The 24,483-nt window shown below is 71.3% G+C and carries 21 protein-coding genes; 12 read left to right on the top strand and 9 right to left on the bottom strand.

Annotated features, from left to right (window positions below; genetic code table 11):
• Positions 1-29 precede the first annotated feature (29 nt).
• Both QA861_RS30705 and QA861_RS30700 read right to left on the bottom strand, forming a co-directional pair.
• On the bottom strand, positions 30-1,331 hold the full coding sequence (locus QA861_RS30705) for an MFS transporter (protein WP_334591929.1): 1,302 nt from the start codon (positions 1,329-1,331) through the stop codon (positions 30-32).
• Positions 1,332-1,497: 166 nt separating this feature from the next.
• Positions 1,498-2,595 (bottom strand): DUF8017 domain-containing protein, encoded by a 1,098-nt coding sequence (locus QA861_RS30700; RefSeq protein WP_334591928.1) that lies wholly within the window; start codon positions 2,593-2,595, stop codon positions 1,498-1,500.
• A 739-nt stretch (positions 2,596-3,334) separates the two neighbouring features.
• Here QA861_RS30700 and QA861_RS30695 point away from each other — a divergent pair.
• Entirely contained in the window at positions 3,335-5,269 is a 1,935-nt protein-coding gene (locus QA861_RS30695) for an RICIN domain-containing protein (protein ID WP_334591927.1), read from the top strand.
• A 166-nt stretch (positions 5,270-5,435) separates the two neighbouring features.
• Positions 5,436-6,080, top strand: a complete 645-nt coding sequence (locus tag QA861_RS30690) for a DedA family protein (RefSeq protein ID WP_334591926.1) — start codon at positions 5,436-5,438, stop codon at positions 6,078-6,080.
• Between the two features lie 63 nt (positions 6,081-6,143).
• On the opposite strand, the gene QA861_RS30685 is transcribed toward QA861_RS30690, so the two are convergent.
• Positions 6,144-6,671, bottom strand: a complete 528-nt coding sequence (locus QA861_RS30685) for a gamma carbonic anhydrase family protein (protein ID WP_334591925.1) — start codon at positions 6,669-6,671, stop codon at positions 6,144-6,146.
• Between the two features lie 106 nt (positions 6,672-6,777).
• On the opposite strand from QA861_RS30685, the gene QA861_RS30680 reads away from it, so the two are divergent.
• Positions 6,778-7,566, top strand: coding sequence for an acyltransferase (locus QA861_RS30680; RefSeq protein ID WP_334594893.1), 789 nt, complete (start codon positions 6,778-6,780; stop codon positions 7,564-7,566).
• 377 nt (positions 7,567-7,943) lie between these two features.
• Here the strand turns inward: QA861_RS30680 and QA861_RS30675 are convergent, their stop codons facing one another.
• Positions 7,944-8,801 (bottom strand): EamA family transporter, encoded by an 858-nt coding sequence (locus QA861_RS30675; protein WP_334591924.1) that lies wholly within the window; start codon positions 8,799-8,801, stop codon positions 7,944-7,946.
• Between the two features lie 192 nt (positions 8,802-8,993).
• Here QA861_RS30675 and QA861_RS30670 point away from each other — a divergent pair, with 192 nt between their 5' ends.
• Positions 8,994-9,566, top strand: coding sequence for a cupin domain-containing protein (locus tag QA861_RS30670; protein ID WP_334594892.1), 573 nt, complete (start codon positions 8,994-8,996; stop codon positions 9,564-9,566).
• A gap of 43 nt (positions 9,567-9,609) precedes the next feature.
• On the top strand, positions 9,610-10,167 hold the full coding sequence (locus tag QA861_RS30665; protein WP_334591923.1) for a YbaK/EbsC family protein: 558 nt from the start codon (positions 9,610-9,612) through the stop codon (positions 10,165-10,167).
• 60 nt (positions 10,168-10,227) lie between these two features.
• On the opposite strand, the gene QA861_RS30660 is transcribed toward QA861_RS30665, so the two are convergent.
• Positions 10,228-11,400 (bottom strand): 4-hydroxybenzoate 3-monooxygenase, encoded by a 1,173-nt coding sequence (locus QA861_RS30660; protein WP_334591922.1) that lies wholly within the window; start codon positions 11,398-11,400, stop codon positions 10,228-10,230.
• A gap of 232 nt (positions 11,401-11,632) precedes the next feature.
• Between QA861_RS30660 and QA861_RS30655 the strand changes: the two genes are divergently transcribed.
• Positions 11,633-13,111, top strand: a complete 1,479-nt coding sequence (locus tag QA861_RS30655; protein WP_334594891.1) for an alginate lyase family protein — start codon at positions 11,633-11,635, stop codon at positions 13,109-13,111.
• Positions 13,112-13,141: 30 nt separating this feature from the next.
• Here the strand turns inward: QA861_RS30655 and QA861_RS30650 are convergent, their stop codons facing one another.
• Entirely contained in the window at positions 13,142-13,549 is a 408-nt protein-coding gene (locus tag QA861_RS30650) for a CoA-binding protein (protein WP_334591921.1), read from the bottom strand.
• 489 nt (positions 13,550-14,038) lie between these two features.
• Between QA861_RS30650 and QA861_RS30645 the strand changes: the two genes are divergently transcribed.
• A complete protein-coding gene (locus tag QA861_RS30645; protein ID WP_334591920.1) occupies positions 14,039-14,773 on the top strand; it encodes a hypothetical protein in 735 nt (244 codons plus the stop codon).
• Positions 14,770-15,315: a SixA phosphatase family protein gene (locus QA861_RS30640; RefSeq protein ID WP_334591919.1), complete on the top strand. Its 546-nt coding sequence runs from the start codon at positions 14,770-14,772 to the stop codon at positions 15,313-15,315. The genes QA861_RS30645 and QA861_RS30640 overlap by 4 nt, the downstream gene beginning before the upstream one ends.
• Positions 15,316-15,324: 9 nt before the next feature.
• On the opposite strand, the gene QA861_RS30635 is transcribed toward QA861_RS30640, so the two are convergent.
• Entirely contained in the window at positions 15,325-17,325 is a 2,001-nt protein-coding gene (locus QA861_RS30635) for an APC family permease (RefSeq protein ID WP_334591918.1), read from the bottom strand.
• 144 nt (positions 17,326-17,469) lie between these two features.
• On the opposite strand from QA861_RS30635, the gene QA861_RS30630 reads away from it, so the two are divergent.
• From QA861_RS30630 to QA861_RS30620, 3 genes are all read left to right on the top strand, one after another.
• A complete protein-coding gene (locus QA861_RS30630; protein ID WP_334591917.1) occupies positions 17,470-18,096 on the top strand; it encodes a YigZ family protein in 627 nt (208 codons plus the stop codon).
• Between the two features lie 89 nt (positions 18,097-18,185).
• Positions 18,186-19,349 (top strand): exonuclease SbcCD subunit D, encoded by a 1,164-nt coding sequence (locus QA861_RS30625; protein WP_334591916.1) that lies wholly within the window; start codon positions 18,186-18,188, stop codon positions 19,347-19,349.
• Between the two features lie 97 nt (positions 19,350-19,446).
• On the top strand, positions 19,447-22,434 hold the full coding sequence (locus tag QA861_RS30620; protein ID WP_334591915.1) for an AAA family ATPase: 2,988 nt from the start codon (positions 19,447-19,449) through the stop codon (positions 22,432-22,434).
• Between the two features lie 46 nt (positions 22,435-22,480).
• Here the strand turns inward: QA861_RS30620 and QA861_RS30615 are convergent, their stop codons facing one another.
• Positions 22,481-22,933 (bottom strand): Lrp/AsnC family transcriptional regulator, encoded by a 453-nt coding sequence (locus QA861_RS30615; RefSeq protein ID WP_334591914.1) that lies wholly within the window; start codon positions 22,931-22,933, stop codon positions 22,481-22,483.
• Between the two features lie 140 nt (positions 22,934-23,073).
• Between QA861_RS30615 and QA861_RS30610 the strand changes: the two genes are divergently transcribed.
• Positions 23,074-23,574, top strand: a complete 501-nt coding sequence (locus tag QA861_RS30610; RefSeq protein WP_334591913.1) for a rhodanese-like domain-containing protein — start codon at positions 23,074-23,076, stop codon at positions 23,572-23,574.
• A 47-nt stretch (positions 23,575-23,621) separates the two neighbouring features.
• On the opposite strand, the gene QA861_RS30605 is transcribed toward QA861_RS30610, so the two are convergent.
• Positions 23,622-24,410, bottom strand: a complete 789-nt coding sequence (locus QA861_RS30605; protein ID WP_334591912.1) for an ATP-grasp domain-containing protein — start codon at positions 24,408-24,410, stop codon at positions 23,622-23,624.
• Between the last annotated feature and the right edge of the window lie 73 nt (positions 24,411-24,483).

Below are 24,483 nucleotides of genomic sequence, written 5' to 3'. Positions count from 1 at the left end.
CTCGGTGGGCGCGGGCGGCGGAAGGGGTGTCAGCCGCCGGTGCTTTCCAACTCGCCCTTCGCCGGGGCCTCCTGGGCCGCGTTCCGGGTGGCCCCCTTCGTGCGTCGGGTGAGGTTGCGTACGTCCCGTACGGACAGGGTCGCCGCTGTCACCACCACGATCAGGGCGGCGCAGCCCCACAGGGCAGGCGTGCGGCCGAAGGCGTGTTCCGCCGGGCCCGCCAGTGCCGTGGCGAGAGGGAGCAGCGCGACCGAGCCGAACCAGTCGTACGCGGAGACGCGGGAGAGCTTGTCCTCGGGGATCTCCTGATGCAGCGCGGTCATCCAGCTCACGCCGAACACCTCCTGCGTCACACCGGTCGCGAACATCACCGCGCAGAGCACGGCCATCGGCGCCGGTACGGCGAGCGCGGCGGCGGGCAGGGCGAGGGGGAACACACAGAGGGTGCCGGCGAGCAGCAGCCGGCGTGGTTTCCAGCGCGTCATCAGCAGGGCACCGGCGACCGTGCCGGCCCCGAACGTGGCGAGCGCCAGTCCCCACGGGCCGGCCCCGCCGAGGCTGTCGCGGGCCACGAGCGGGCCGTACACCGACTGGGCGGCGCCGATGACCGCGTTGGCGACGGCGAACTGGACGACGATCACCCACAACCAGGGCCGTCCGGCGAACTCCCGCCAGCCCTCCCGCAGATCGGCGAGCATGCCGCCGCCCGGCTCGCGCGCCGGGATGTGACTCACGTCGAGGAACGAGCGCAACGCCCCGGCGACGGCGAACGCCACCGCGTCCACCGCGAGGACCCAACCGGGGCCGAGCACGGCGACCATCGCGCCGCCGAGGGCCGCGCCGCCCAGCGAGGCGCTCTGCATCGCCATCCGGAACACCGCGAAGGCGCGGGCGGCCTGGTCACCCTTGACCGAGGACAGCAGCATGCCCTCGGCCGCCGGGCTGAAGAACGCCTGGCCGGTGCCGCCGAGGGCGGTCAGCAGCATCATCTGCCACAGCTGTGGCTCTCCGGACAGGACCAGCACCGCGAACGCCGCCTGTGAGAGGCAGTTGAGGGCGTTGGCGGCGACCATCACATGGTGCCGGGGGAGCCGGTCGGCGACCGCGCCGCCGATCAGCAGGAACAGCACCAGCGGCAGCGTCCGTGCCGCCGCGACCAGCCCCACGTCACCGGCGTCGCCGCCCGCCTCCAGCACGGCGAACGCGGCGGCGATCGTCGCCCCGTTACTGCCGAGGTTCGTCACGACCGCCGAGGCGGTCAGGAGGCTGTAGTTGCGACCGGCCCAGGCGGGGCGGCGTGGGCGTGCGGTGGGGGAGTCGGCGGCGGTCACCGGGCGACTATCGCGGCCCACCGCCGACTTGCCAATCGATTTCCTGACCCGCCGCGCCCCGGACCGGCCGGTTTCAGCCGGTCGGGGGCGGACTTCGGTCGCCCTGGGTCACCGGCTCCCGCCGCGTCCCGTTTCGTACGTCCGTCGCGCCCCCGTCACGCCCCAGTCACGACCCGGTGGGGTCCCCGTGCAGTCGGACCGTGCTCAGGATCTGCATGATCGTCTTCTCGGGCACCTCTCCGGCGACGCCCGTGGCGCCGTACAGGCTCCAAGCCACGTAGTCGCCGACCGAGTTCTTGAAACCGAAGGTGATGGCCTTGCCGTCGCTCGCGCACTTCCCCTTCTGCGGTGTGTTCTTCGAGTGGGCCCGGGCGAAACTGCCCTTGATACCCGACTTCGTCGTGTACGGAGTCGCCTTCTCGTCGAAGACGAGGCTCTTCTTGTCCGGCTGGGTGTAACCGCCGTAGACCCACCAGGGCACCTGGTTCAGGGCGACCTCGTCGGCGTTCTTCGCGCCGCTCGCGCCCTTGGTGCCCACGCCCGCGAGCGCGGTGTCCGACGTACGGCCGTCCTTGTCGTCGTCCGAGACACACCACTTCGACTTGTAGTAAGCGGGCGCCGACATGGTGATGAGCGGCTTGATGTCGCCCTTGGCGTCGGCCTCCTCGAAGCCGATCAGCGTGCCCGGCGTCTTCACCTCCCAGTCCGCCGGTACGTCGAAGGCCGTGCCCCACTTCGGATTCACGACCACCTTCCAGCCGGCGACGGTCGGCTGCTCGGCCTGGGCGTCCCGCGGGTTGTCGTCGGAGGCCGACGCGGACGCGGAGGCGGGGGCCGAATCGCCGGGGTCCGCCGATTCGGGGGCGGCCGTCGACGCGGGTGCGGACTGCTTGTCCTTGTTGTCCGCGCCCGCCTGCTCGTCCTTGTCGCCGCCCAGGACCAGGAAACCGGTCACCCCGGCGGTGATCACGACAGCGATGGCCGCGACGATCGCGGTGACCTTCGTCCGGTTCCCGTCTCCGCCCGACGGCGGCTGCGGGGCGCCCGTCGGCGCCGGAGCACCCCAGGCCGGCTGCGGCTGTTGCTGCGGGGGCTGGGTATAGGGGTTGGGCTGTGGATACCCGGCCTGCTGGTATCCGGGTTGCTGGTACGGATTCGGCTGCTGATAGCCCGCCTGCTGGTAGGGATTGTTCGGCGGGACCTGCGCCTGCTGCGGGTCCTGCGGGTTCTGCTCGCCCCCGGGCGGCTGCTGTTCTGGCCACATGGCCGGTAACGATACGGCGATCGGCGGGCCGGCTCGGGCGAGAGTCACTACGGGGCCGTCGCCGACCGGTGAGACGGCGGTGTCGGCAGCGATGAAATGGACGTTATCCGACCCTCTGTCCGAACATCTGCCGGTGTCCCGCGACAGTGACCGGCCGGCGGAGCCGCTATGACCCGGTAGGTCCATGGACCTACCGGGTCATACTCATTTTTTTGGGCCGCGATCCGACTGCCGCCGGCCGGCGCGAGTGATCAACTCGGCGCGGGTGGAGGTCAGTTGGCCCCGGGTCTCCAGCCGGCGTTGGCGTCCCTCGCGGTGCCGGAAGTTGAAGATTGTGTGTGCCATCCGGGTGTTCGTGCACACAACTCGGCGGGCATCGGAGGTGCAATTTCGAATGCTGGTGCGGATACCGTCGGTAACACATCTGAATTCTCTTCGTTTTGAACTTCGGTCACTCGTACTGCTTGTTTAGTGTGAGACGTGTGTGCGACTGTTGGCCAACTCGCGCGGGGGCGGAGGTCGGACCCCCTTTTCCCGCTCGGGATTCCGTGCCGGTCGACCCGAAGTCCCACAGCTGACGAGTCGTAGGTACGCACCAATCGGGCACCTGCTTTCCCGTGGATGTGCAATTAGCTTGTGCCGTCCTACGGCTTGGAAGGAAATAGGTTCTGTGCAATCCCCTCCCCCACCGCGTCCGCCCTACCCGCCCCGTCCTGGCGCGAGCCAGGGGGAATCCGACATGAACCTCGCCGCGCGACTGCGGGGACGAGTGGAGGACGAGAGCGCGTACGCCGTCGCACTGCTGTTGGCGCGGCACTGGCAGTCGACGTACGACTACGCGGCGATCTGCCTCGCGGTCGAGGGAGACCTCGCCATGATGGCCGCCACGTCGGCCTTCCATCGCGTGCTCGGGTTGCTGGAGCGCAGCGAGTCGAATCGGGCGCTGCGCCCCCAACTCCTCGTAGCGGTAAGGGAAACGGTCCGGGAGTGGTCCGCCGAGGACGGTATTTCGGTGGTGCTTCCGGAACTCCGCAAACCCACCGGTGCGCGTGGTCTACGCGCGGCGAGGGCTCGGACGTCCGAAAATCGGCAACTGGCCGAGCGGTCATTCGGTGTCCTGCCGAGAGCGGCCCAATGCCTGCTCTGGCACACCGAGGTCGAGGCCGAGCCCCTTTCCGTACCGGCCGGTCTGTTGGGGGTGGACTCCGTAAGCGCTTCGGCGGCGCTGGAACAGGCTCGCGAGCAATTCCGCACCGCTTGTGTGCACGCCCATCGTGAACTCGCGCCGACCAACGAATGCCGCTTCTACAACCGCCTCCTCGACGTTCCGATCCGACGCGGCGGCGCCCTGCTGCCCGATGTCGAGCAGCATCTGCTGAGGTGCCGTCACTGCCGGCACGCCGCTGAGCAACTCAGCCATTTCGAAGGCGAACTCGGCACGCTCATCGCCGAGGCCGTGCTCGGCTGGGGAGCCCGCCGATATCTCGACTCCCGCCCAGGACGTGGTGGCCCGGGCGCCTTCCCCCGCAAGCCGGCCGGCCGTGGAGGTGGCGGCAAACAGGGACCCGGCAACGGTGGCCGGCATCGGCTCATGGCCCATCTCCCCCTCCCCGACGACCGGTTCGCCCTCCCGGGGAAGCGCAGGCGCGCCGTGGCCGTCGGAGTCGGTGTGATGTCCTTCGCGCTGCTCGCGAGCGTGCTCGGCGCCCGCAACTGGTCGCACGACAGCACTGTGCCGACGGCCACCTGGGGGACGGCGAGCGGTTACTCGGCCGACCCGGGTGTCGCCTCCCCGAGCCCGGCCGGCCCCGGGTCGGCCTCCCCGTCGCAGGCCGACGGTTCGTCGCCGGCCCCTGCCACCTATCCCGGCGCGGGGCAACGCGGCAGACTGCGCCACGTCGCCACGGGTCTGTGTCTGGACATCCGGGGCGGCCGGGTCCTGGCCGGCGCCGGGACCCGGCTGGCCGAGTGCTCGTCCGCCGAGACCCAGCAGTGGTCGTACGAGTACGACGGACTCCTGCGCAGCCTCGCCGACCCGAGACTGTGCCTCGACTCCCACGGCGCCGACGGAGACGTCGTCCTCTCCGGTTGCGTCGGGTCCCCCGCCGACGAGGTTCGCTACGACCTCACCGTCCAGGGTGAACTGCTGCCCCGCTGGCGCGAGGAACTGGCCGTCGCGCCCGTCTCGCTCCGCGCCGGTGCGGACGTCGTGGTCAGGACGAGGTCCGGGTCCGAGGGGGAGACCTGGACGCTCGTGCCCGGGCGGTCCGCGTCCGACTCCGCCAAGAAGGGGGACGGGCAGGAGAGCGACGGGGCGGCGAAGGGTGACAAGGAGGACAAGGAAGACAGGGACGGGAAGGGCGGGGAGACGGGCCAGAAGCCGAAGGGAAAGGGGGAGGGGAAGGGCGGTTCGGACGGGACGCAACAGGGGCCCAAGTCCGATATCGGTGGGGGGACTTCGGGAGCACCCGGGGCGCCCGCGCCCGCACCCGAGGCCACTTCCGACCAGCAGTTCGAGACACGATACGTCGCGGACGGCGGCGCCGAGGAGCAGCCCGCGCCCACCCCGGCGGCGGACCTGCAGCAGCCACTGGGCGCGGTCGAGGCCGTCGTGGTCTCGGCGGTGCGGGCGGCCGGCTCGTTCACCCAGGTATCAGGTCGTTCGCCCAGCTGACTGACACGAGCCATGTCCTAATGGGAACGTCAGTACGAGCAGCGGGATGCCGACGCGGACCCGGTCTCACCTCGACCCGGTAGGCTTCCCGGGGTGTGCCCATGGCCGGGCGCGCGCCGGGGCGCAGGCGTACCGGGCGTACGGCGAGATCGGAAGGAAACCGGCGTTGCACGTGCAGGAATGGCTGGAGACGATCCCCGCTGTCAGTATCTACGCCCTGGTGGCGCTGGTCATCGGGCTGGAGAGCCTGGGCATTCCGCTGCCCGGCGAGATCGTTCTGGTCTCCGCCGCGCTGCTCGCCTCCCAGCACGGTGAGATCAACCCGATCGTCCTCGGCGCCTGCGCGAGCGCCGGCGCGATCATCGGTGACTCCATCGGTTACGCCATCGGCCGCAAGGGCGGTCGGCCGCTGCTGGCCTGGCTCGGCGCGAGGTTCCCCAAGCACTTCGGGGAGGGACACATCGCCACCGCCGAGCGGTCCTTCGAGAAGTGGGGCATGTGGGCCGTCTTCTTCGGCCGCTTCGTCGCGCTGCTGCGGATCTTCGCGGGGCCGCTGGCGGGGGTGCTGCGGATGCCGTACTGGAAGTTCCTGATCGCCAACGTGCTGGGCGGGATCATCTGGGCGGGCGGTACGACGGCGGTCATCTACTACGTGGGTGTGGTCGCGGAGTCCTGGCTGAAGCGGTTCTCGTGGCTGGGGCTGGTGCTGGCGGTGCTGATCGGGCTGACGTCGATGCTGGTGCTCAAGCGCAAGGCCAAGAAGATGCAGGGTGCTGTGCCTGACGCCGAGACCGTAGGGGTCGCCGAGTGATTTCGGGCGCGGGCCGTCTGCGGCTTGCCGCGAGGTTCCCCGCGCCCGTGTAGGCGGGCTGCTCTACTCGTGGATCTCCCGGTGGGCCTTCGCCAGTTCCGCGTACATCGTGCCGTTCAGTGTGACGCCCTGGCGTTCTTCGTCCGTCAGCTCCCGCCGCACCTTCGCCGGTACGCCCGCGACCAGTGAACCCGGCGGGACCTCCATGCCCTGCGGTACGAGTGCCTGCGCCGCCACCAGGGAGCCCGCGCCGATGACCGCGCCGTTCAACACGGTCGCGCCCATGCCGATCAGACAGTCGTCCTCGATCGTCGCGCCGTGCACCACCGCGTTGTGGCCCACGGAGACCCGCTCGCCGATGGTCACGGGGAAACCCCGGTCGGCGTGCAGGGTGCAGTTATCTTGGATGTTGCTTTGGGCGCCGACGGAGATCCGTTCCACGTCGCCGCGCAGCACCGCGCCGTACCAGACACTGGCCCCCGCCTGAAGGGTCACGTCCCCGATCACCGAGGACGTGGGCGCCACGAACGCCTCCTCGTCCACCTTCGGTTCCCTGCCGCCGATGCCGGTGATCAACGCCTTGTGCGTCATCGCGCCTCCTGGTCCTCGAATGCGTCGACGGTACGCCACTTCCGTGGGGCGAAGATCACAGGTGTACGGCATGCTGGCCCCGCCCGGCCGTGAGTACGGTGTGCGGGTGCCCAAGCCCAAGAACACGTTCTCGTCATGGCGGCGTCGGCTGGCGCAGCGCGCGGTGCACGCGGGCTGGGCCTGGGTGCAGCGCACGGGTTCCGTGACCGCCGAGAGCCCCGGGCGGCTGCACTTCCGGGCGATGGGAACAGGTACCAGGCTCGCCTTCCCGCTGGGCACGGTCTTCGGTGAACCCTGGATCGAGCTGGGCTCCCACTGCATCGTCGGCGAGCAGGTGACCCTGACGGCCGGCCTGATGCCGGACCTCGACCTCGGCCCCGACCCCATCCTGCGCATCGGCGACGGTGTCGTCCTCGGCCGCGGCAGCCATGTCATCGCCGACACGACGGTGACCATCGGCAGCGACTGCTACTTCGGGCCGTACGTGTACGTGACGTCCACCAACCACTCGTACGACGATCCGCACGAGCCCATCGGCAAGCAGTGGCCGCGGATGGAGCCGGTGGAGATCGGCCCGGGCTGCTGGATCGGCACCGGTGCGGTGATCCTGCCGGGGGCGCGGATCGGGCGGAACGTGGTGGTGGCCGCCGGTGCGGTGGTACGCGGAACGGTGCCCGACCACGCGGTGGTGGCGGGGGCCCCGGCCAGGGTCGTACGCCGCTGGACGCCGACCGAGGGCTGGCGCCCACCGCTGCGGACACCGGCCCCGACACCGATACCGGAGGGAACCACGCCGGATCAGCTGCGGGCGTTGGCGGAGCTGGACGAGGGGACTGTGGCGCGCCTGGCGGAACTGGACGCGGAGCACGCGGGGGACGTGCGCGCCGAGTCCTGATTTCGGTGGTTGCGGTGACTTGTGTTCAGCCGGTCGCGAGCAGGGGTGTGCCCACCTGGGCCGGGCCTGTGCTGTGGACATTGGCGCCGATGCCGATTCTGGAGGGGGTCGCTCCGGGGCGGCTGGGGGTGTTGGCAGGGGTGGACGCTGCGAGTGGCGTGTGCGCCGAGTCCTGGTCCCGGTGGTTGTGGTGACTGGTGCTCAGCCGGTCGCGAGCAGGGGTGTGCCCACCTGAGAGGGGCCTGTGCTGTGGACATTGGCGCCGATGCCGATTCTGGAGGGGGTCGCTCCGGGGCGGCTGGGGGTGTTGGCAGGGGTGGACGCTGCGAGTGGCGTGTGCGCCGAGTCCTGGTCCCGGTGGTTGTGGTGGCCGGTGCTCAGCCCGTCGCGAGTAGGAGTGTGCCGACCAGGGCCAGGCCCGCGCCCGCCGCCTGGATTGTGCGCAGGCGTTCGCTGAGGAAGCCGCGGGCCGCCAGGGCGGTGACCACCGGGTAGAGCGAGGCGAGTACCGCGGCCACGGTGACCGGGCCGTGCTGGGCGGCGACCGAGTAGGTGCCGTTGGCGGCGACATCGGCAAGGCCGACGAAGCCGAGCGCGGGGAGCAGGCGCCAGGGGAAGCCGCCCGCCGGGAGGGCGGCGTTGCCGCGCCGGACCGAGACGTACAGTGCGGCGCCACCGACGGCCACGTTCGTCACGCGCTGCACGAAGAGCGCGAGGAACAGGCCGGTGACGGTGGTCGACGCCTCCGCGATCAGCGCGAACACCGTGCCGAAGCCGAACGCCGCGAGCAGGCTCAGTAGGATCGCCTGCCGTTGCACGGGCGCGCCCCTGAGCTGCGGCCCGCCCGCGAGCACGACCCCTGCGACGGCCACGGCGATCCCCGCGAACTGGAGCAGCCCGGGGCGCTCGCCGAGGAAGAGCCCGACGCTGATGGGGACGGCGACGCCAAGGGAGCCGAGGGGGGAGACGACCCCCATCGGGCCCAGGGCGAGCGCCTTGTAGAAGGAGAGCAGCGCCACCGGTCCGGCCAGGCCCGCGGCGACCGCGAACCAGAGTCGGGGGCCCGCCTCGCTCCAGCCGCCGGTCAGGACCACGATCGCGCCGAGCACGACCGCCGCCATCGACTGGGAGACCACGACCACCGTCAGCGCGGACATTCGCCGGGTCAGCAGGCCGCCGCCGAAGTCGGCCAGCCCCCAGAGCAGGCTGGTGACCAGGGCGAAGAATGCGGTCATGAGGACGCCTCGCAGTACAGTGGAGTGAACGATTCGGTGCACCACACGGTAGTGCAGTGAAGTGAATCTTGTCATGCAAGATATTGCACTCAGGATTGTGCGGCAGGATGAGGTCTTGAAGCTGTGAAGCGGTGGCCGAAGTTGATGACCACGCCAAAGGCAAGAGTGTCGGACGAGAACTGGGACGGAACATTGTCGGACCTCGACCTGCTGACCCAGTCCCTGGCGCGCAGTGTGAAGCGCTGGCGCGCCGAGCGTGGCTTCACCCTGGAGACGCTCGCCGCCCGTGCCGGGGTGAGCCGCGGGATGCTCATCCAGATCGAGCAGGCCCGCACCAACCCGAGCCTCGGCACGGTCGTGAAGATCGGCGACGCGCTCGGCGTGAGCATCACGACCCTGCTCGACTACGAACAGGGCCCGAAGGTCCGTATCGTCCCCGCCGACCAGGCCGTGCGACTGTGGCACAACGACGCGGGCAGCTACAACCGGCTCCTGGCGGGCACCGAGGCGCCGGGTCCGCTGGAACTGTGGGACTGGCGGCTCATGCCCGGCGACAGCAGCCCGTCCGACCCCCACCCCGCGGGCACCTTCGAGATCCTCCATGTCACGGCGGGCGAACTGACGCTCACGGTCGACGGAGTCGAACACCGTGTCCCGGCGGGCGCGAGCGCCACCTTCGAGGCCAACGTCCCCCACACATACGGCAATGACGGCGCCGTACCGCTGGAGATGCTGATGTCGGTGTCGGTCCCGCCGGTGAGCTGAGGCGCCCGGCCGAAGGCCTGCCCGAGGCTGTTAGCGTGCCGTCATGCGCGCGCCCATCGGAGACTTCGACTCCGCCACCCCGGCCCCCGACTGCCTCGGCGAACTCGTCGGCCCGGTCGCCGACGCCGTGCGCCACTGGACCGGCGATGTGCCCGCCGACCAGGTCCTGTACGTCGACACCGACCCGGAACGGGCCGACACGGCTGTCTTCGTGGAGCACTACGGGCGGGAGCTGCTCGAACAGTCGGCGAACTGTGTGGTCGTGGCCGGCAAGCGTGGCGGCGAGACCACCCTCGCCGCGTGTCTCGTCCTCTCGACCACCCGGGTCGATGTGAACGGGGTGGTGCGCCGCCAACTCGGCGCCCGCAAGGCGTCGTTCGCGCCGACGGACACGGCCGTCGGGGAGAGCGGCATGGAGTACGGAGGCATCACGCCGATCGGACTCCCGGACTCCTGGCCCCTGTTGGTCGACTCGGCCATTGTCGACCTGCCCTGGGTGCTGGTCGGCAGCGGTCGGCGGCGCGGCAAACTGCTGGTGCCCGGGAAGGCGTTCGCCGCGCTTCCGGGAGCCGTGGTGGTGACCGGACTGGGCGTCAACTGACGGCGGGTGGATGCGGCCCGCTGAGCCGGTGTCGGATACGGCTCGACGTGGTCTCCGGTGTCAGTGGTCGGCGTCCCTGCCGATGTACACGTCGGCGAACGCCGCTGCCGCCGCCGGGGAGTTGAGGATGCGGCGCAGACGCGCGAGGGTGGTGCCGGAGCGGAACGGGTCGCCCGACGACGCCCCGTGGTAGATGTCGGACAGCCACAGGGAGAACTCCTGGTACTGCCAGACGCGCCGCAGACACGCCTTCGAGTAGCCGTTGAGGGCGTCCGGGTCGCCCTTCGTGAGGTAGTCGACGAGTCCGTCGCCGAGCAGGAAGGCGTCGTGCAGGGCGAGATTCATTCCCTTGGCGGCGATGGGAGCGGTGAGATGGGCCGCGTCACCGGCAAGGAAGAGCCGCCCGAACTGCATCGGCTCCACTACGTAGTTGTGCATGTCGAGGACGCGTTTCTCGATCAGGCGGCCCTCGTTGAGCGGGGGTGCCCCCAACGCGCTCAGTCGCTCGTGGAGTTCGGCCCAGACGCGGTTGTCCGGCCAGTTCTCCGGGTCGTCCCCGGGCGGGCACTCCAGGTAGTAGCGGGTGACCTCGGGCCCCCGTGCCATGTGCCCGGCGAAGCCGCGCGGATGGATGCCGAACATGACGCAGTCGTTGGACGGCGGTGCCTCGGCGAGGAGGGCCAGCCAGCCGATGCCGTAGTCGTGCCGCGCGACGCGGGCGTGCTCCGCCGGGATCGCCGTACGGGTCACTCCACGTGCTCCGTCGCACCCGGCGATGAACTCGCCCTGCACGTACTCCCGTTGACCCGTCTCTGCGGAGACGTAGGACACGGCGGGCCGGTCGGTGTCGAGGTCGTGGACGAGGACGTCCCGCACGCTGAAACGGATGTCGCCGCCGCGCACGTCGGCGTACTCGCGCACCAGGTCCGTCACCAACAGCGGCTGGGGATAGGCGAAGTGGCGGTGGCCTGACAGTTCGGCGTACTCGAAACGATGGCGTCGGCCGTCGAACCGGAACTCGCACCTGGTGTGCGTACCGGCCCGCTCCTGCAACGTGTCGGCCAGGCCCCGCTGTTGGAGCGCGCGTACCGCCCACTCCTCGATGAACCCTGCTCGGGGGTGCTGCTCGATGAACTCCCGGCTCTCCGTCTCCAGCACCACACAGTCGATGCCGGCTGCCCGCAGGATGTTGCCGACGGCGAGTCCGGCGGGTCCGGCGCCCACGATCACCACCGGGAACCGCCTAGCGGAGGGGGAGTTGGGCGTGGGGCCGGGGGGCGGTGAGGCGCAAGTCACTTGTGCATTATGTCGACCGCCCGCCCTGGTCGGGTAACCCACACTTTTCGTTATCGGCGGTCCTGGGGCGCGTCTCCTGTCCGTATCTCCTCTCCGTATCTCCGAGAGCACCTCACCCCCCCCAGAGCCAAGGACCGGAGCTTTGAACACAGAGATCAGCCGTCGCGGCATGCTGAAGTTCACCGGCGCGACAGCGGGCGCCGTAGCCATCGGTACGACCCTCGCCGCCCCCCAGGCCACAGCGGCCGGCGCGAGTCTCGTCCACCCGGGCATGCTGCACACCCGGACGGATCTGGACCGGATGGCGAAGAAGGTGAAGGCCGGGGCCGCGCCGTACACGGCGGGCTTCACGCGGCTGGCCGCCAACCGCCATGCGCAGAGCGGCTGGACGGCCAACCCGCAGGCCACGGTCTACCGGGGCTCAGGCTCGCCGCAGAACTACGTGATCCTCTACAACGACATCCACGCCGCCTACCAGAACGCCCTGCGATGGCATGTCACCGGTGAGAGCGTGTACGGGGACACCGCCGTCGCGATCCTGAACGCCTGGTCGGCCAGGCTGACCGAGGTGGCGGGGTCTGCCGACCGGTTCCTCGCGGCGGGTCTGTACGGCTACCAGTTCGCCAACGCGGCCGAACTCGTCCGCGACCACGTCGACTTCGACCTCGCCCGCTTCCAGAAGATGATGCTGGACGTCTTTTACCCGCTCAGCGAGGACTTCCTGGCCAACCACAACGGCGCCGTCATCACCAACTACTGGGCCAACTGGGACCTCACGGCCATCGCCTGTGTCCTGGCCGTCGGCATCCTGTGCGACGACCGCGCCAAGATCGACCGGGCCGTCGAGTACTTCAAGCACGGCGCCGGCATGGGCTCGGTCAAGAACGCCATCCCGGTCGTGTACGACGACCAGGGGCTCGGCGAGTGGGTCGAGGCGGGCCGCGACCAGGGGCACGCGCTGCTCGGCGTCGGCCTGATGGGCACGGTCTGTGAGATGGCCTGGAACCAGGGCATCGACCTCTACGGCTACGACGACAGCCGCTTCCTCAAGGGCGCCCAGTACGTGGCCAGGTGGAGCATGGGTGGCGAGGTGCCCTACACGGCGAACACCCGCAGGAAGGGTGCGGTGGGCGGCTGGTCCGGCAGCGCGAGCGCGACCCGGGCCGCCGGTGTGGACCCGGCGATGACCCGCCCGATCTGGGCCATGATCGCCAACCACTACACCAAGCGCCGAGGCCTGTCGGCGACCTACCTGACCCGCGTCGCCGCCCAGGCGTCCCCTGAGGGCGGCGGCGGTGACTACGGCCCCAACAGCGGAGGTTACGACCAACTCGGCTTCGGGACACTGGCGTTCACCCGCGACAGGGCGATCGAGAGCGCGGGAACCAACACCGGCTCCAACCCTGGTCTCAGCCCCGGCGCGAGTGCCAGTGGCCCGAGCGGCGACGGTCAGGGCGCGCCGGGCGGCGGGGCGGGCGCGTCGCCTTCGGCCGGTGCGACTCCCCAGGGCGGTAAGGGCGAGGACCTCGCCGCCACCGGTTCCACGGACGTCGTCGCCTGGACCGCCGCCACCGGCATCACCGCTCTCGCGGGCGGACTTCTGCTGCTGCGTCGGCGGGGGCGGTCCGGTGGTGGTCCGGCACAGTGAGGCTGCCGGAAACCGGCGAGTGTTCGAGGGTCAGCCGAGGTGGGGCAGCTCGATGGCCGGGCAGCGGTCCATGACCATGTCGAGGCCGGCGGCCCGGGTACGGTCGTACGCGGCTTCGTCGATGACGTCGAGCTGGAACCAGACGGCCTTGGCGCCGATGGCGGTGGCCTCGTCGGCGACCTGACCGGCGAGGGCGCTGTTCACGAAGACGTCGACGACATCGACGTCGAAGGGGATGTCGGCCAGCGAGGCGTAGCCCTGCTCGCCGTGGACCGTCTCGGCCTTCGGGTGGACGGGGACGATCCGCTTGCCGTGGCGCTGGAGGACCTCGGCCACCCGGTAGGCAGCCCGCTGCGGGTTCGTCGACAGGCCCACGACCGCCCAGGTGTCGCCGCGCTCGGTCAGGATCTTGCGGATCGTCGCTGGGTCGCCGTACACGCCCGGCCTCCTTGGGATTCGAACAGCCGCTGTTGTGCGTGACAACAGCGGCTGGGCTGCGGTGATTCCCCGTCGTTGGCGCCGGGGGAGCGTGGCGGGCGGAGCGGCGAAGGTCCGGTCCGCGGAATACCGGGCGGATGGTGAGGGCCAGAAAGGGGAGACCCGTACGGGCCGACCTTGGGTGACCTCGCGGGTTGCTCTCGAACGCCTACGTTTTCGACGCCACGACGGTCGACGACATCGCCGCCGTCGCGGGCATCGACCGACGTACCTTCGTAAGCTGCGCGAAAGGCGTCCGCCCCACCGAGACACCGGCGCCCCCGAAGGGGCGCGAGGAACCGCGCGACCAGCCCCCACCGACCGTGAGCCGAATGAACCCCCTGTGACCCGCCGTGGACCCCCTGTAGGGGCCGCGAGGAACTGTGCGACAACAACACCGACCCAAGCCGAAACCAACCGCCGATCCAGCGGAGCGTTACGCTCGGCACCGTGCTTCGCATCTCTGACGCCCGAACCGGCGAGTCCGTCGTCGCCGCCCCGGCCCGCCGGGCCCTGACCCGTGTCGAGGCGCATGCGCCGGGCTTCGGCACCACAGCCCTGCGCGTGCTCCTGGTCGCCGACGTCCTCGTCCGCGCCCTGGAACTCGGCGGCACCCCCGTGTGGCCCGTGCTGGCCGGCGCTGAACGGGTGGCCGAACTCCGTGCGGGTGCCGCGGCTCTCGGCATCCGGCCTTTCGAGGACCGGAGAGATGTCGGACCGGAGCCGGCTCAGTCCCAGGTGATCCATGTGGTGAGCCGCGGCGACCGGACAGCGGACGGCGTCCGGCTCGACGTCGCTCCCGCCGACTCCACGACCGGCCCGGGAGATACCCACCCCGGAGACATCGACCCCGCCACCCTCCGCCTGGCCCTGCTCACCCACCCTCGCTCCGAGCCCGTCGACCTGACCCCGGCGGCTGTGGCCGACGCGGGGAGCACACTCGCGCACTGGCGCCGATCGGTCGCCGGTTGGGCGCGGCAGCCGTCCCGGCCGGTGCCCGAGGAGGTACGCCAGGAACTGCGCGCCGCCTGGGACGACGACCTGGACACGCCCGCCGTACTGGACGTCCTGCGCCGCGTCGAGATCCTCGACGGGCTGCCGGACGGGGCCCGCTTCGAGACGTACGCCTACGCCGACCGTATCCTCGGCCTCGAACTCACCCGCGAGATCGGGTCGTTGACGTGACCACCCGCCACAGTGCGGGCCCGCTGCGCCGGTTGGTCGTCCTGCGGCACGCCAAGTCGGCCTGGCCCATCGGTGTCGACGACCATGACCGCCCCCTCGGGCCGCGCGGTCTGCGGGACGCCCCGGTCGTCGGACGCGCACTGGCCGAGGCCGACTGCCTGCCCGACCTCGTCCTGTGCTCCACGGCCGAACGAGCCCGCCGTACCTGGGAGTTGGCGTCGGCCGAGTGGGGCACCCCGCCCAGGGTCCGGCACGAGCCGAGGCTGTACGGGGCGGACGTACCGGAGTTGCTGGCCGTCGTCGGTGAAGTCCCCGCCGGGGTCGGGACGTTGTTGCTGGTCGGCCACAACCCCGGCCTGGAGGAACTGGTGCTGGAGCTGGCCGGGGACGCGCTCGGTGACGCGCTGGACGACGTACGGACGAAGTTTCCGACCTCCGCGATCGCCGTCCTGGCCTGGCACGGCGACAGTTGGCGCGACCTCGCGCCCGGTACGGCCCTGCTCACGGGCATGACCGTGCCGCGCGGGACGGCACCCCGCTGACCGTCCCGGTCAGCCCACGTGGACGCGCGGACGGCGGTCGAGGTCCGGTTCGGCGCGGCGCAGGACCTCGCGGGTGACCGGGGCCACCTCGCCGTGGCCGAAGATCAGGAAGCGGACCAGATGGCTGAAGGGGTTGCCCTCGGTCCAGTTGAAATAGGCGTGCGGAACCTGTCCGGTGCGGTCGCGCAGCTGCATCAGCACCGCCGCGATGGTGTTCGGCACGGTTGCGCCCTCCACCCGCAGCCGACGCGCCCCGTGCTTCTCGTCGCCGCGTACGGCGAGATCGGCCGTGAAGTCGGAGGAGTCCCGCACGAACACCTCAAGGAACAGCACGGGACGGCCGTCCGGGATGTGGGTCTGTTCGCGCTGGCTGTGTTCCTTGGCGCGGTACTCCCGGGTGCTGTGCTCCTGCGGCTCGTTCGCCACCAGGAGAAGCGGGCCGCTGGCCGCCGCCTCGTCGATGATGCGCACGGCGGTCTCGTCGAACGTCACTTCCGCGGCCCGCAGTTCGAAGGCGCGGCGCACCCGTGACGCGAACGACAGGACGAGGATCGCCAGGATGAAGATCATCGCGATCTTGATGCCGTCGGGCCGCTCGATCACGTTCGTGACCAGGGTGTACGCGAACACCGCGGTGATCACGCCGAAGCCGATCGTGGCGGCCCGGTTGCCGCGCTGGTGCACGGCGACCGCCGACGCGAACGCCGCGGACAGCATCAGCACCAGCACACCGGTCGCGTAGGCGCCGCTCTGGTCGTCGACGTTCGCGTTGAACCAGAGGGTGATGAACACCGCCGCCGCCATGAACACCAGCACCAAGGGCCGGACGGCCCGCGTCCATTCGGGCGCCATGCCGTAGCGGGGCAGATAGCGCGGTACGAGGTTCAGCAGGCCGGCGAGCGCGGAGGCACCCGCGAACCAGAGGATCGCGATGGTCGAGATGTCGTAGACCGTGCCGAACGCCTCGCCCAGGTGCTCGTGCGCGAGATAGGCGAGCGCGCGCCCGTTCGCCGGGCCACCGCTCTTGAAGGCGGACTGCGGGATCAGGATCGTCGTGGCCAGACTGGACAGCAGCAGGAAGCAGCTCATGATCACGGCAGCAGTGGTGAGCAGCCTGCGGGTCTCCCGGATCCGTCCCTCGGGACGTGCATAGGTGTCCGTCGCGTCGCCCTTGACCTGTGGCATCACCGCCACGCCCGTCTCGAAGCCGGACATGCCGAGCGCCAGCTTCGGGAAGACGAGCAGTGCCACGCCGATCATCGCGAGCGGAGAGGAGTGCTCCGCGGTCATCGCGTCCGTCCAGTCGCCGATCCTGACGGGGTGGCTGAACATTTCCCAGGCGGAGACGGCGAGGACGACGACATTGAGGGTGAGATAGGCGCCCACGAGCGCCACGGCGATGCCCATGGCCTCCTTGAAGCCCTTCAGGAAGACCGCGCCGAGGCCGAGGACCAGGACGAGCGTGATCCACACGTTCCCGCCGTGCGTCCAGTGCGGGGCGAAAGGATTCTCCACGACATGCGCGGACGCGTCCGCCGCCGACAGGGTGATCGTGATCATGAAGTCCGTGGCTGCGAAACCGAGCAGCACGAGCACGAAGATCTTCCCTGACCACCAGGGCAGCAGCCGCTCGAGCATGGCGATCGACCCCTCGCCGTGCGGACTCTCCCGTGCGACGCGGCGGTAGACCGGCAGCGCGCCGAGCAGCGTCAGAGCGATCAGCACGAGGGTGGCGAGCGGCGAGAGGAGACCGGCCGCGAGGGCGGCGATGCCCGGCTGGTAGCCGAGCGTCGAGAAGTAGTCGACGCCGGTCAGGCACATGACCCGCCACCACCGGTGGCCCTGCTGGTCCTCGGCCGGAGTGGCGTGCGGCCCCGGATGCCGGGCCGACTGCTCGCTGAGCCCCTCCAGCAGCCAGGCCCGCCAGCGGGGCGCCGACGGCACGGACGCGGAGGGCCTCCGGCCGGAGGGCCCGGCGCCGGCCGTGCGATCCATCTCGACGCCGGTCATGCGGTGATCTCCTTGGTGTCTTCTTTGGGTGCCGTTTGCTTCTTTGTTGCTTCTTTATTGCTTCTCTGCGCATACGGCGTGGCCTGCGGCTTTTTGGCAGCGAGGAGTGAGTATCCACCACGTCTGCCCCCGTAGGGTGGCCGGATGCCGGACGAGTACCGCACGGTCGCCCGGGCGGGCGTGCACGAGACCGAGGTCAACCGTTCCCGCTTCCTGTGCGCCCTCGCCCCGGCGGCCACCGAACAGGAGGCCCAGGAGTTCGTCGCCGCCGTCCGCAAGGAGAACGCCGACGCCACCCACAACTGCTACGCGTACGTCATCGGCGCCGACGCCTCCGTCCAGCGGGCGAGCGACGACGGCGAACCGGGCGGCACCGCGGGCGTCCCCATGCTCCAGATGCTGCTGCGCCGCGACATGCGGTACGTCGTCGCCGTCGTCACCCGCTACTACGGCGGCGTCAAACTGGGCGCGGGAGGCCTGATCCGGGCCTACGGGGGAGCGGTCGGCGAAGCCCTCGACGTACTCGGCACCCGCACCCGCCGCCGTTTCCGGCTGGCCACGGTGACCGTCGACCACCAGCGGGCCGGAAAGGTCGAGAACGACCTGCGGTCCACCGGACGTGAGGTGCGTGACGTGCAGTACGGCGAGGCCGTCACGATCGAGATCGGGCTGCCGGACGCCGATGTGGACGCCTTCCGCGCGTGGCTGGCGGACGTGACGGCGGGAACGGCCGGGTTCGAACTCGGCGGAGAGGCCTACGGGGACGCGTGAGCGCCACGACGCCCTCCGGGGCCGCACATCGGGCCGATACGGGAGTAACCACCCGTGATGTCAGACCCGGCGGGTAGGTTGTGGGGATCATGAGACTGCTGCACACGTCCGACTGGCATCTCGGCCGCGCCTTCCACCGGGTCAACATGCTCGGGGCGCAGGCCGAGTTCATCGGCCATCTCGTCTCCGTCGCGCGGGAACGCGAGGTGGACGCGGTGGTGGTGTCGGGCGATGTGTACGACCGGGCGGTGCCCCCGCTGGCCGCGGTCGAGCTCTTCGACGACGCCCTGCACCGGCTCGCCGACCTCGGTGTGCCTACGGTGATGATCTCCGGGAACCATGATTCGGCCCGCCGTCTCGGCGTCGGCGCAGGTCTCATCGACCGCGCCGGCATCCACCTGCGCACCGACCCATCGGCCGCCGGCACTCCGGTGGTCCTCCGCGACACCTTCGGCGACGTCGCCTTCTACGGACTGCCGTATCTCGAACCGGCGCTGGTGAAGGACGAGTTCGGGGTGGAGAAGGCCGGCCACGAGAGCGTCCTCGCCGCCGCCATGGACCGGGTCCGCGCCGACCTCGCCACGCGCGCGGAGGGCACCCGTTCCGTCGTCCTCGCCCATGCCTTCGTCACCGGCGGCGAGGCCAGCGACAGCGAGCGGGACATCACCGTCGGAGGGGTCGCCGCCGTGCCCTCCGGGGTGTTCGACGGCGTCGACTATGTGGCGCTGGGCCATCTGCACGGCTGCCAGACCATCACCGGGCGCGTGCGCTACTCGGGCTCCCCGCTGCCGTACTCCTTCTCGGAGGCCGGCCACCGCAAGAGCATGTGGCTGATCGACCTGGCGGGCGACGGCTCGCTCACCGCGGAGCGCCTCGACTGCCCGGTGCCGCGCCCGCTCGCCCGTATCCGGGGGGCGCTGGAGGAACTGCTCGCCGATCCGGACCTCGCCCGCCACGAGGACGCGTGGGTCGAGGCGACCCTCACCGACGCGGTGCGCCCGGCGGACCCCATGGCCCGGCTCACGGAACGGTTCCCGCACACCCTCAGCCTCACCTTCGATCCGGAGCGCTCACCGGGGGACCCGGATGTGACGTACGCACGGCGCCTGGCGGGGCGCGGCGATCAGGAGATCGCGGAGGACTTCGTCCTGCATGTGCGGGGCGCAGGAGCCGACGAGCACGAACGGGGCGTGCTGCGCGAGGCGTTCGACGCGGTGCGGGCCGACGAGACGGTCCGGGAGGTGGCCGGGTGAGGAGCGCTCACAGGAGCACGGACACCATGACTACGGACGCCATGAGCACGGACGGCCGGATTAGGGACCCCAGGAGTACGGACACGGAGGGAGCCCGATGAGGCTGCACCGGTTGGACATCACCGCGTTCGGCCCCTTCGGCGGCGCCCAGCGAGTCGACTTCGGCGAGCTGTCCGCCGCCGGGCTCTTCCTCCTGCACGGCCCGACGGGCGCGGGCAAGACCTCGGTCCTGGACGCCGTCTGCTACGCGCTGTACGGCTCGGTGCCCGGCGCCCGCCAGGGCGGCTCGCTGCGCAGCGACCACGCAGAGGCCGGCACCCGCACCGAGGTCACCCTCGAACTCACCGTCGCCGGACGCCGGTTGGAGCTCACCCGGCAGCCGCCCTGGGAGCGCCCCAAGAAGCGCGGTCGCTCAGGTACGACGGTCGACAAGGCCCAGAGCTGGCTGCGCGAGTACGACGCCTCGGCCGGTGCCTGGAAGGACCTCAGCCGCTCCCACCAGGAGATCGGCGAGGAGATCACCCAGCTGCTCGGGATGAGCCGCGAGCAGTTCTGCCAGGTCGTGCTGCTGCCGCAGGGCGACTTCGCCCGCTTCCTGCGTGCCGACGCCGAGGCACGCGGCAGGCTGCTCGGCCGCCTCTTCGACACCCACCGCTTCGCCGAGGTCGAGAAACGCCTCGCGGACCGCCGCCGTGCCGCCGAGGCCGAAGTGCGGGAGGGGGACGCGGAGTTGCTGGCCGACGCCCACCGTATGCACCAGGCCGCCGGGGACGCCATGGAACTGCCCGGCCTCGCGCCGGGTGAACCGGGGCTGGCCGAGGCCATCATGGGCGCCGCCGCCGTCGCCCGCTGCACCGCGCGTGAGCTGCTCACCATCGCTCACTGCGCCCGGGCCACCGCCGAGTCCGCGCAGCACACCGCCGACCGGGCGCTGGCCGACATACGCGAAGTGGCGCGGCTGCAGGGCCGGTTCGCCGAGGCGCGGGAGCGGGCCGGCCGGCTGGAGGAGCGTGCGGACGCCCACCGGGAGGACCGGGCGCGGATGGAGCGCGCCCGCAAGGCCGAGGCCGTGGCGCCCACGTTGGAGCTGCGGGAGGCCGTCGAGACCGAGCATCGGCGCGCGGCCGGCGCCGAGACACGCACGCGTGCCCTGCTGCCGGACGGCTTCGCGGACGCCGGCGCCGGTGGACTGGCCGCCGCCGCACGCCGGACCGCCGAGGAGCTGGGCGGGCTCGAATCCGCCCGCCGCGCCGAACAGCGGCTGGAGCGACTCGTCGCCGAGCGCGCCGTCCTGGACCGGCAGGAGCGCGCCGACGAGGACGTCCTGCACGACGCCGAGACCTGGCTCGGCGAGTGGGAGACGACCAGGGCGGGCCTCCAGACCCGCATCGAGGCGGCCCAGGAAGCCGCCACCCGGGCCGAACAGCTCGCCGTCCAGCGGGAACCCGCCCAGAACCGGCTCAGGGCCGCCCGCCAACGCGACGCGTTCGCCCGCGACACGGACGAGGCGCAGACCCGTGTGCTGGCCTCGCGCGAGCGGGCCACGGAGGCCAGGGCGCACTGGCTCGACCTCAAGGAACAGCGGCTGAACGGCATCGCCGCCGAACTGGCCGCGGGCCTGAGCGACGGCGAACCCTGCGCCGTCTGCGGAGCCACCGAACACCCCGCGCCCGCACGGAAGATCGACGGGCACGTCGACCGGGAGGCGGAGGAGCGGGCGCTCGCCGCCTACCAGCGGGCCGACGAGCGGCGCACCGAGGACGAACGCGGGCTGGGCCTCGTACGCGAGGCACTGGCGGCCGCCACCGCCGAGGCCGGGGACGCGCCCACCGATCAACTCGCCGAGCAGACCGAGGAGTTGGAGCGGCGCTACGACGTGGCCCGGCGGAGTGCTTCCGGGCTGCACGACGCACACGAGGAACTGCGCCGGGCCGAGCAGGAGCGCGAGCGCCGCAGCGCCGCCCAGCAGGAGGCGGCGCTCAGAACCGCGTCCAGGGTCGCCCGCCGGGACACGCTCGACGGCGAACGGGCCACCCTGGACGAGGAGTTGGCGCAGGTCCGAGGCGACGCCGAGAGCGTCGCCGCGCGAGCCGCGCAGCTGGAGCGACAGACCGCGCTGCTCACCGAGGCGGGCGAGGCGGCGCGTGCCGCCGAGGACACCGCCCAGCGACTCAAGGACGCCGACGCCCGTCTCGCCGACGCCGCCTACCGTGCCGGTTTCGAGACACCGCGCGCGGCGGCGGACGCCCTTCTGGACGACGCGGCGCATCGCGAACTGCAACGGCGGCTGGACGCCTGGCAGTCCGAGGAGGCCGCCGTACGGGCCGCCCTCGCCGAGCCCGACACGGTGGCCGCCGCGCAGCGGCCGCCCGCCGACCTCGCGGGCGCGGAACAGGCCGCCTCGGACGCGGCCCGGCGGCTGCGGCAGGCCGCCTCCGCACGCGACGCCGCCGCGAGCCGCTGCACCGAACTCGACCGCCTGTCCGCCCGTTCGGCCACGGCGGTACGCCGGCTCGCGCCGCTGCGGGCCGCCCACGACCGGGTGGCCCGCCTCGCCACCCTCACCGCGGGCACCTCGGCGGACAACGAACGCCGGATGCGGCTGGAGTCGTACGTCCTCGCGGCCCGCCTGGAACAGGTGGCCGCCGCCGCGACGGCACGGCTGCGGCTCATGTCGTCCGGCCGCTACACCCTCGTCCACTCCGACGACCGGGCCGGGCGGGGTCGCAGCGGCCTCGGGCTGCATGTCGTCGACGCCTGGACCGGCCGCGAGCGGGACACGGCGACCCTGTCAGGCGGGGAGACGTTCTTCGCCTCGCTCGCCCTCGCCCTCGGTCTCGCGGACGTCGTCACGGACGAGGCAGGCGGGGTCCGCCTCGACACCCTCTTCATCGACGAGGGCTTCGGCAGCCTCGACGACCAGACGCTGGACGAGGTCCTCGACGTCCTCGACTCCCTGCGTGAGCGCGACCGCAGCGTCGGCATCGTCAGCCATGTGCCGGACCTGCGGCGGCGGATCCACGCCCAACTGGAGGTGGTGAAGGGGAGATCGGGGTCGGTGGTGCGGCAGCGGGGCGGTGAGTGAGGCCGCCCGGGCGAACGGTCGCTGACGCTCGGCAGGTGGCGCTCGGTCACTCGCTGGCCGCCACGGGGCGGCGGGGGAGCGGTGAGGAGTAGACGACGCTCGTGGTCACCGAGCCCAGCGCGCCGATCTTGCCCGACACCTCCTCCAGATGGCGCATCGACCGCGCGACGACCTTGATGACGAAACAGTCGTCGCCCGTGACGTGATGCGTCTCCAGGATCTCCGGCGTCACGGCGACCAGGTCGTGGAACGGCTTGTAGTTGCCGGTCGGGTATCTGAGCCGGACGAAGGCGAGAATCGGCAGGCCGAGCCGCTCCGGGTCGACGACCGCCGCGTACCCCTGGATGACACCGGCCTCCTCCAGCCGCCGCACCCGCTCGGTGACCGCGCTCGGGGACATCGCCACGGCGCGCGCCAGTTCGGCGAAACTGGCGCGGCCGTCCCGCTGGAGGACGTCGAGGATGCGCCAGTCGGTGGCGTCCGGGGAAAACATGCTCATGCCCGAGGAATAGCAGGGGAATCCCCGGTCGATCAAGAAGAAGCCCGTTGATCACTCCTTCAGGTGAGGTGATCGACAGCCGTAGATTTCTTGCCACGGAGTCCCGCCCCGGGCTCCCTCTCCCAGGGAAAGGCCGGCTCATGAGCGTCAGCACCCCCCTCACCAACCTCACCAACCTCGTCAACCCCGTCCTGCGCGTCGCCGCGGCCTCCCCGGCCGACGCCGCCGCCTACTTCGGTGCGAGCCTCGCCTTCCACGCCGACGTGTCCGACGTGGCCGCCGCACTCGCGGCCGACGGCGACCCCGGTTTCGTGGTCGTCGACTCACGCTCCACCGAGTCCTGGGACCAGGGCCACATCCCGGGCGCCCTCCATCTGCCGACGGCCCTGATCCCCGAGCGGGCCGCCGGGCTGCTCGACAGCTCCGTACCGGTGGTGACGTACTGCTGGGGACCCGGCTGCAACGGGGCGACCCGGGCCGCTCTCGCCCTCGCCCGGCTCGGTTACCAGGTCAAGGAGATGCTCGGCGGCTTCGAGTACTGGGTACGCGAGGGCTTCGAGTTCGAGACCTGGGAGGGCCGGGACCGCCGCGCCACCGACGCGCTGACGGCGCCGGTGGGCACGGCGGACTGCGGCTGCTGAAGCAAACGCCGACCGCAGTCCCGCCCCGGACTCAACCGGCCCTAGTCTCAGACGACTTCGGGCAGCGGGCGCAGAAAGGCACGGTCCGCCGGGCCGAACTCCCCTTCCGGGCGGGCGGCATGGAGGACGACATCGAGGGCGGCAGCCGGATCGCAGGCGTAATGCCCGCTCGCCCAGGCCGCGTTGGCCTCGACGACCGCCCATTCCGAGCCCCCCGCCAGCAGCCCGACGTCCACGACCACGGCACTCGGCAGGGTCGGGGACGCGAGGCGCCCCGCGAAGGCCAGTACCTCCGCGCGCCGAGGGTCCTCGTCGAGCGGGACGGCATCCAGCTCACCCTGGGCCAAGTAGCGGCTGCCGGTGCGGACTTCACCGTCCAGCAGGAAAAGCCGGTACTCCACGTCGAACGTCACGATGTCGCTCACCAGCACCGGGGTGCTGTCGTCGACCGCATCGGGACCCGGCAGGCGGCTTCCGTCCGGATAGACGCGCGCGGGGAAGCTCTTGTCGTTGGGCGGCTTCACGAAGGCGGGCCGCCGCAGCTGCCGGGCCTCGGCGACGGTGCTGAACTCGATCTCCCTGTGCGTGAGTTCGTACGGCAGCCGGGCAAGCCAGTCCGGCGGCGCCTCCAGCAGCCCGAGCCCCAGCCCGGCGGCCACCGCGTCCGCGAACAACGGCCCGGCGTACAGCGTCGCGCCCTCGGCCGCTCCCCACTCCTCGGGCACGCGCCACTCGCGCAGGACCTCGGTACGCATACCGCGCCGACGTGCCGCGTCGGCCAGTGCGTGTCCCGTCGCGGTGACGCGCGGGGAGAGAAAGAGAGTTCGGGCGTTCATGGAACTGAGGGTGGCCCACGGGGAGGGCCGACCGACAGCGAATTTACTCGCGCGTACAGCGTGTAGGTTGCTG

Source organism: Streptomyces sp. B21-083 (assembly GCF_036898825.1).
In the GTDB taxonomy this organism is placed as follows: Bacteria; Actinomycetota; Actinomycetes; order Streptomycetales; family Streptomycetaceae; genus Streptomyces.
This window is presented reverse-complemented; position numbering and strand designations above follow the sequence as displayed.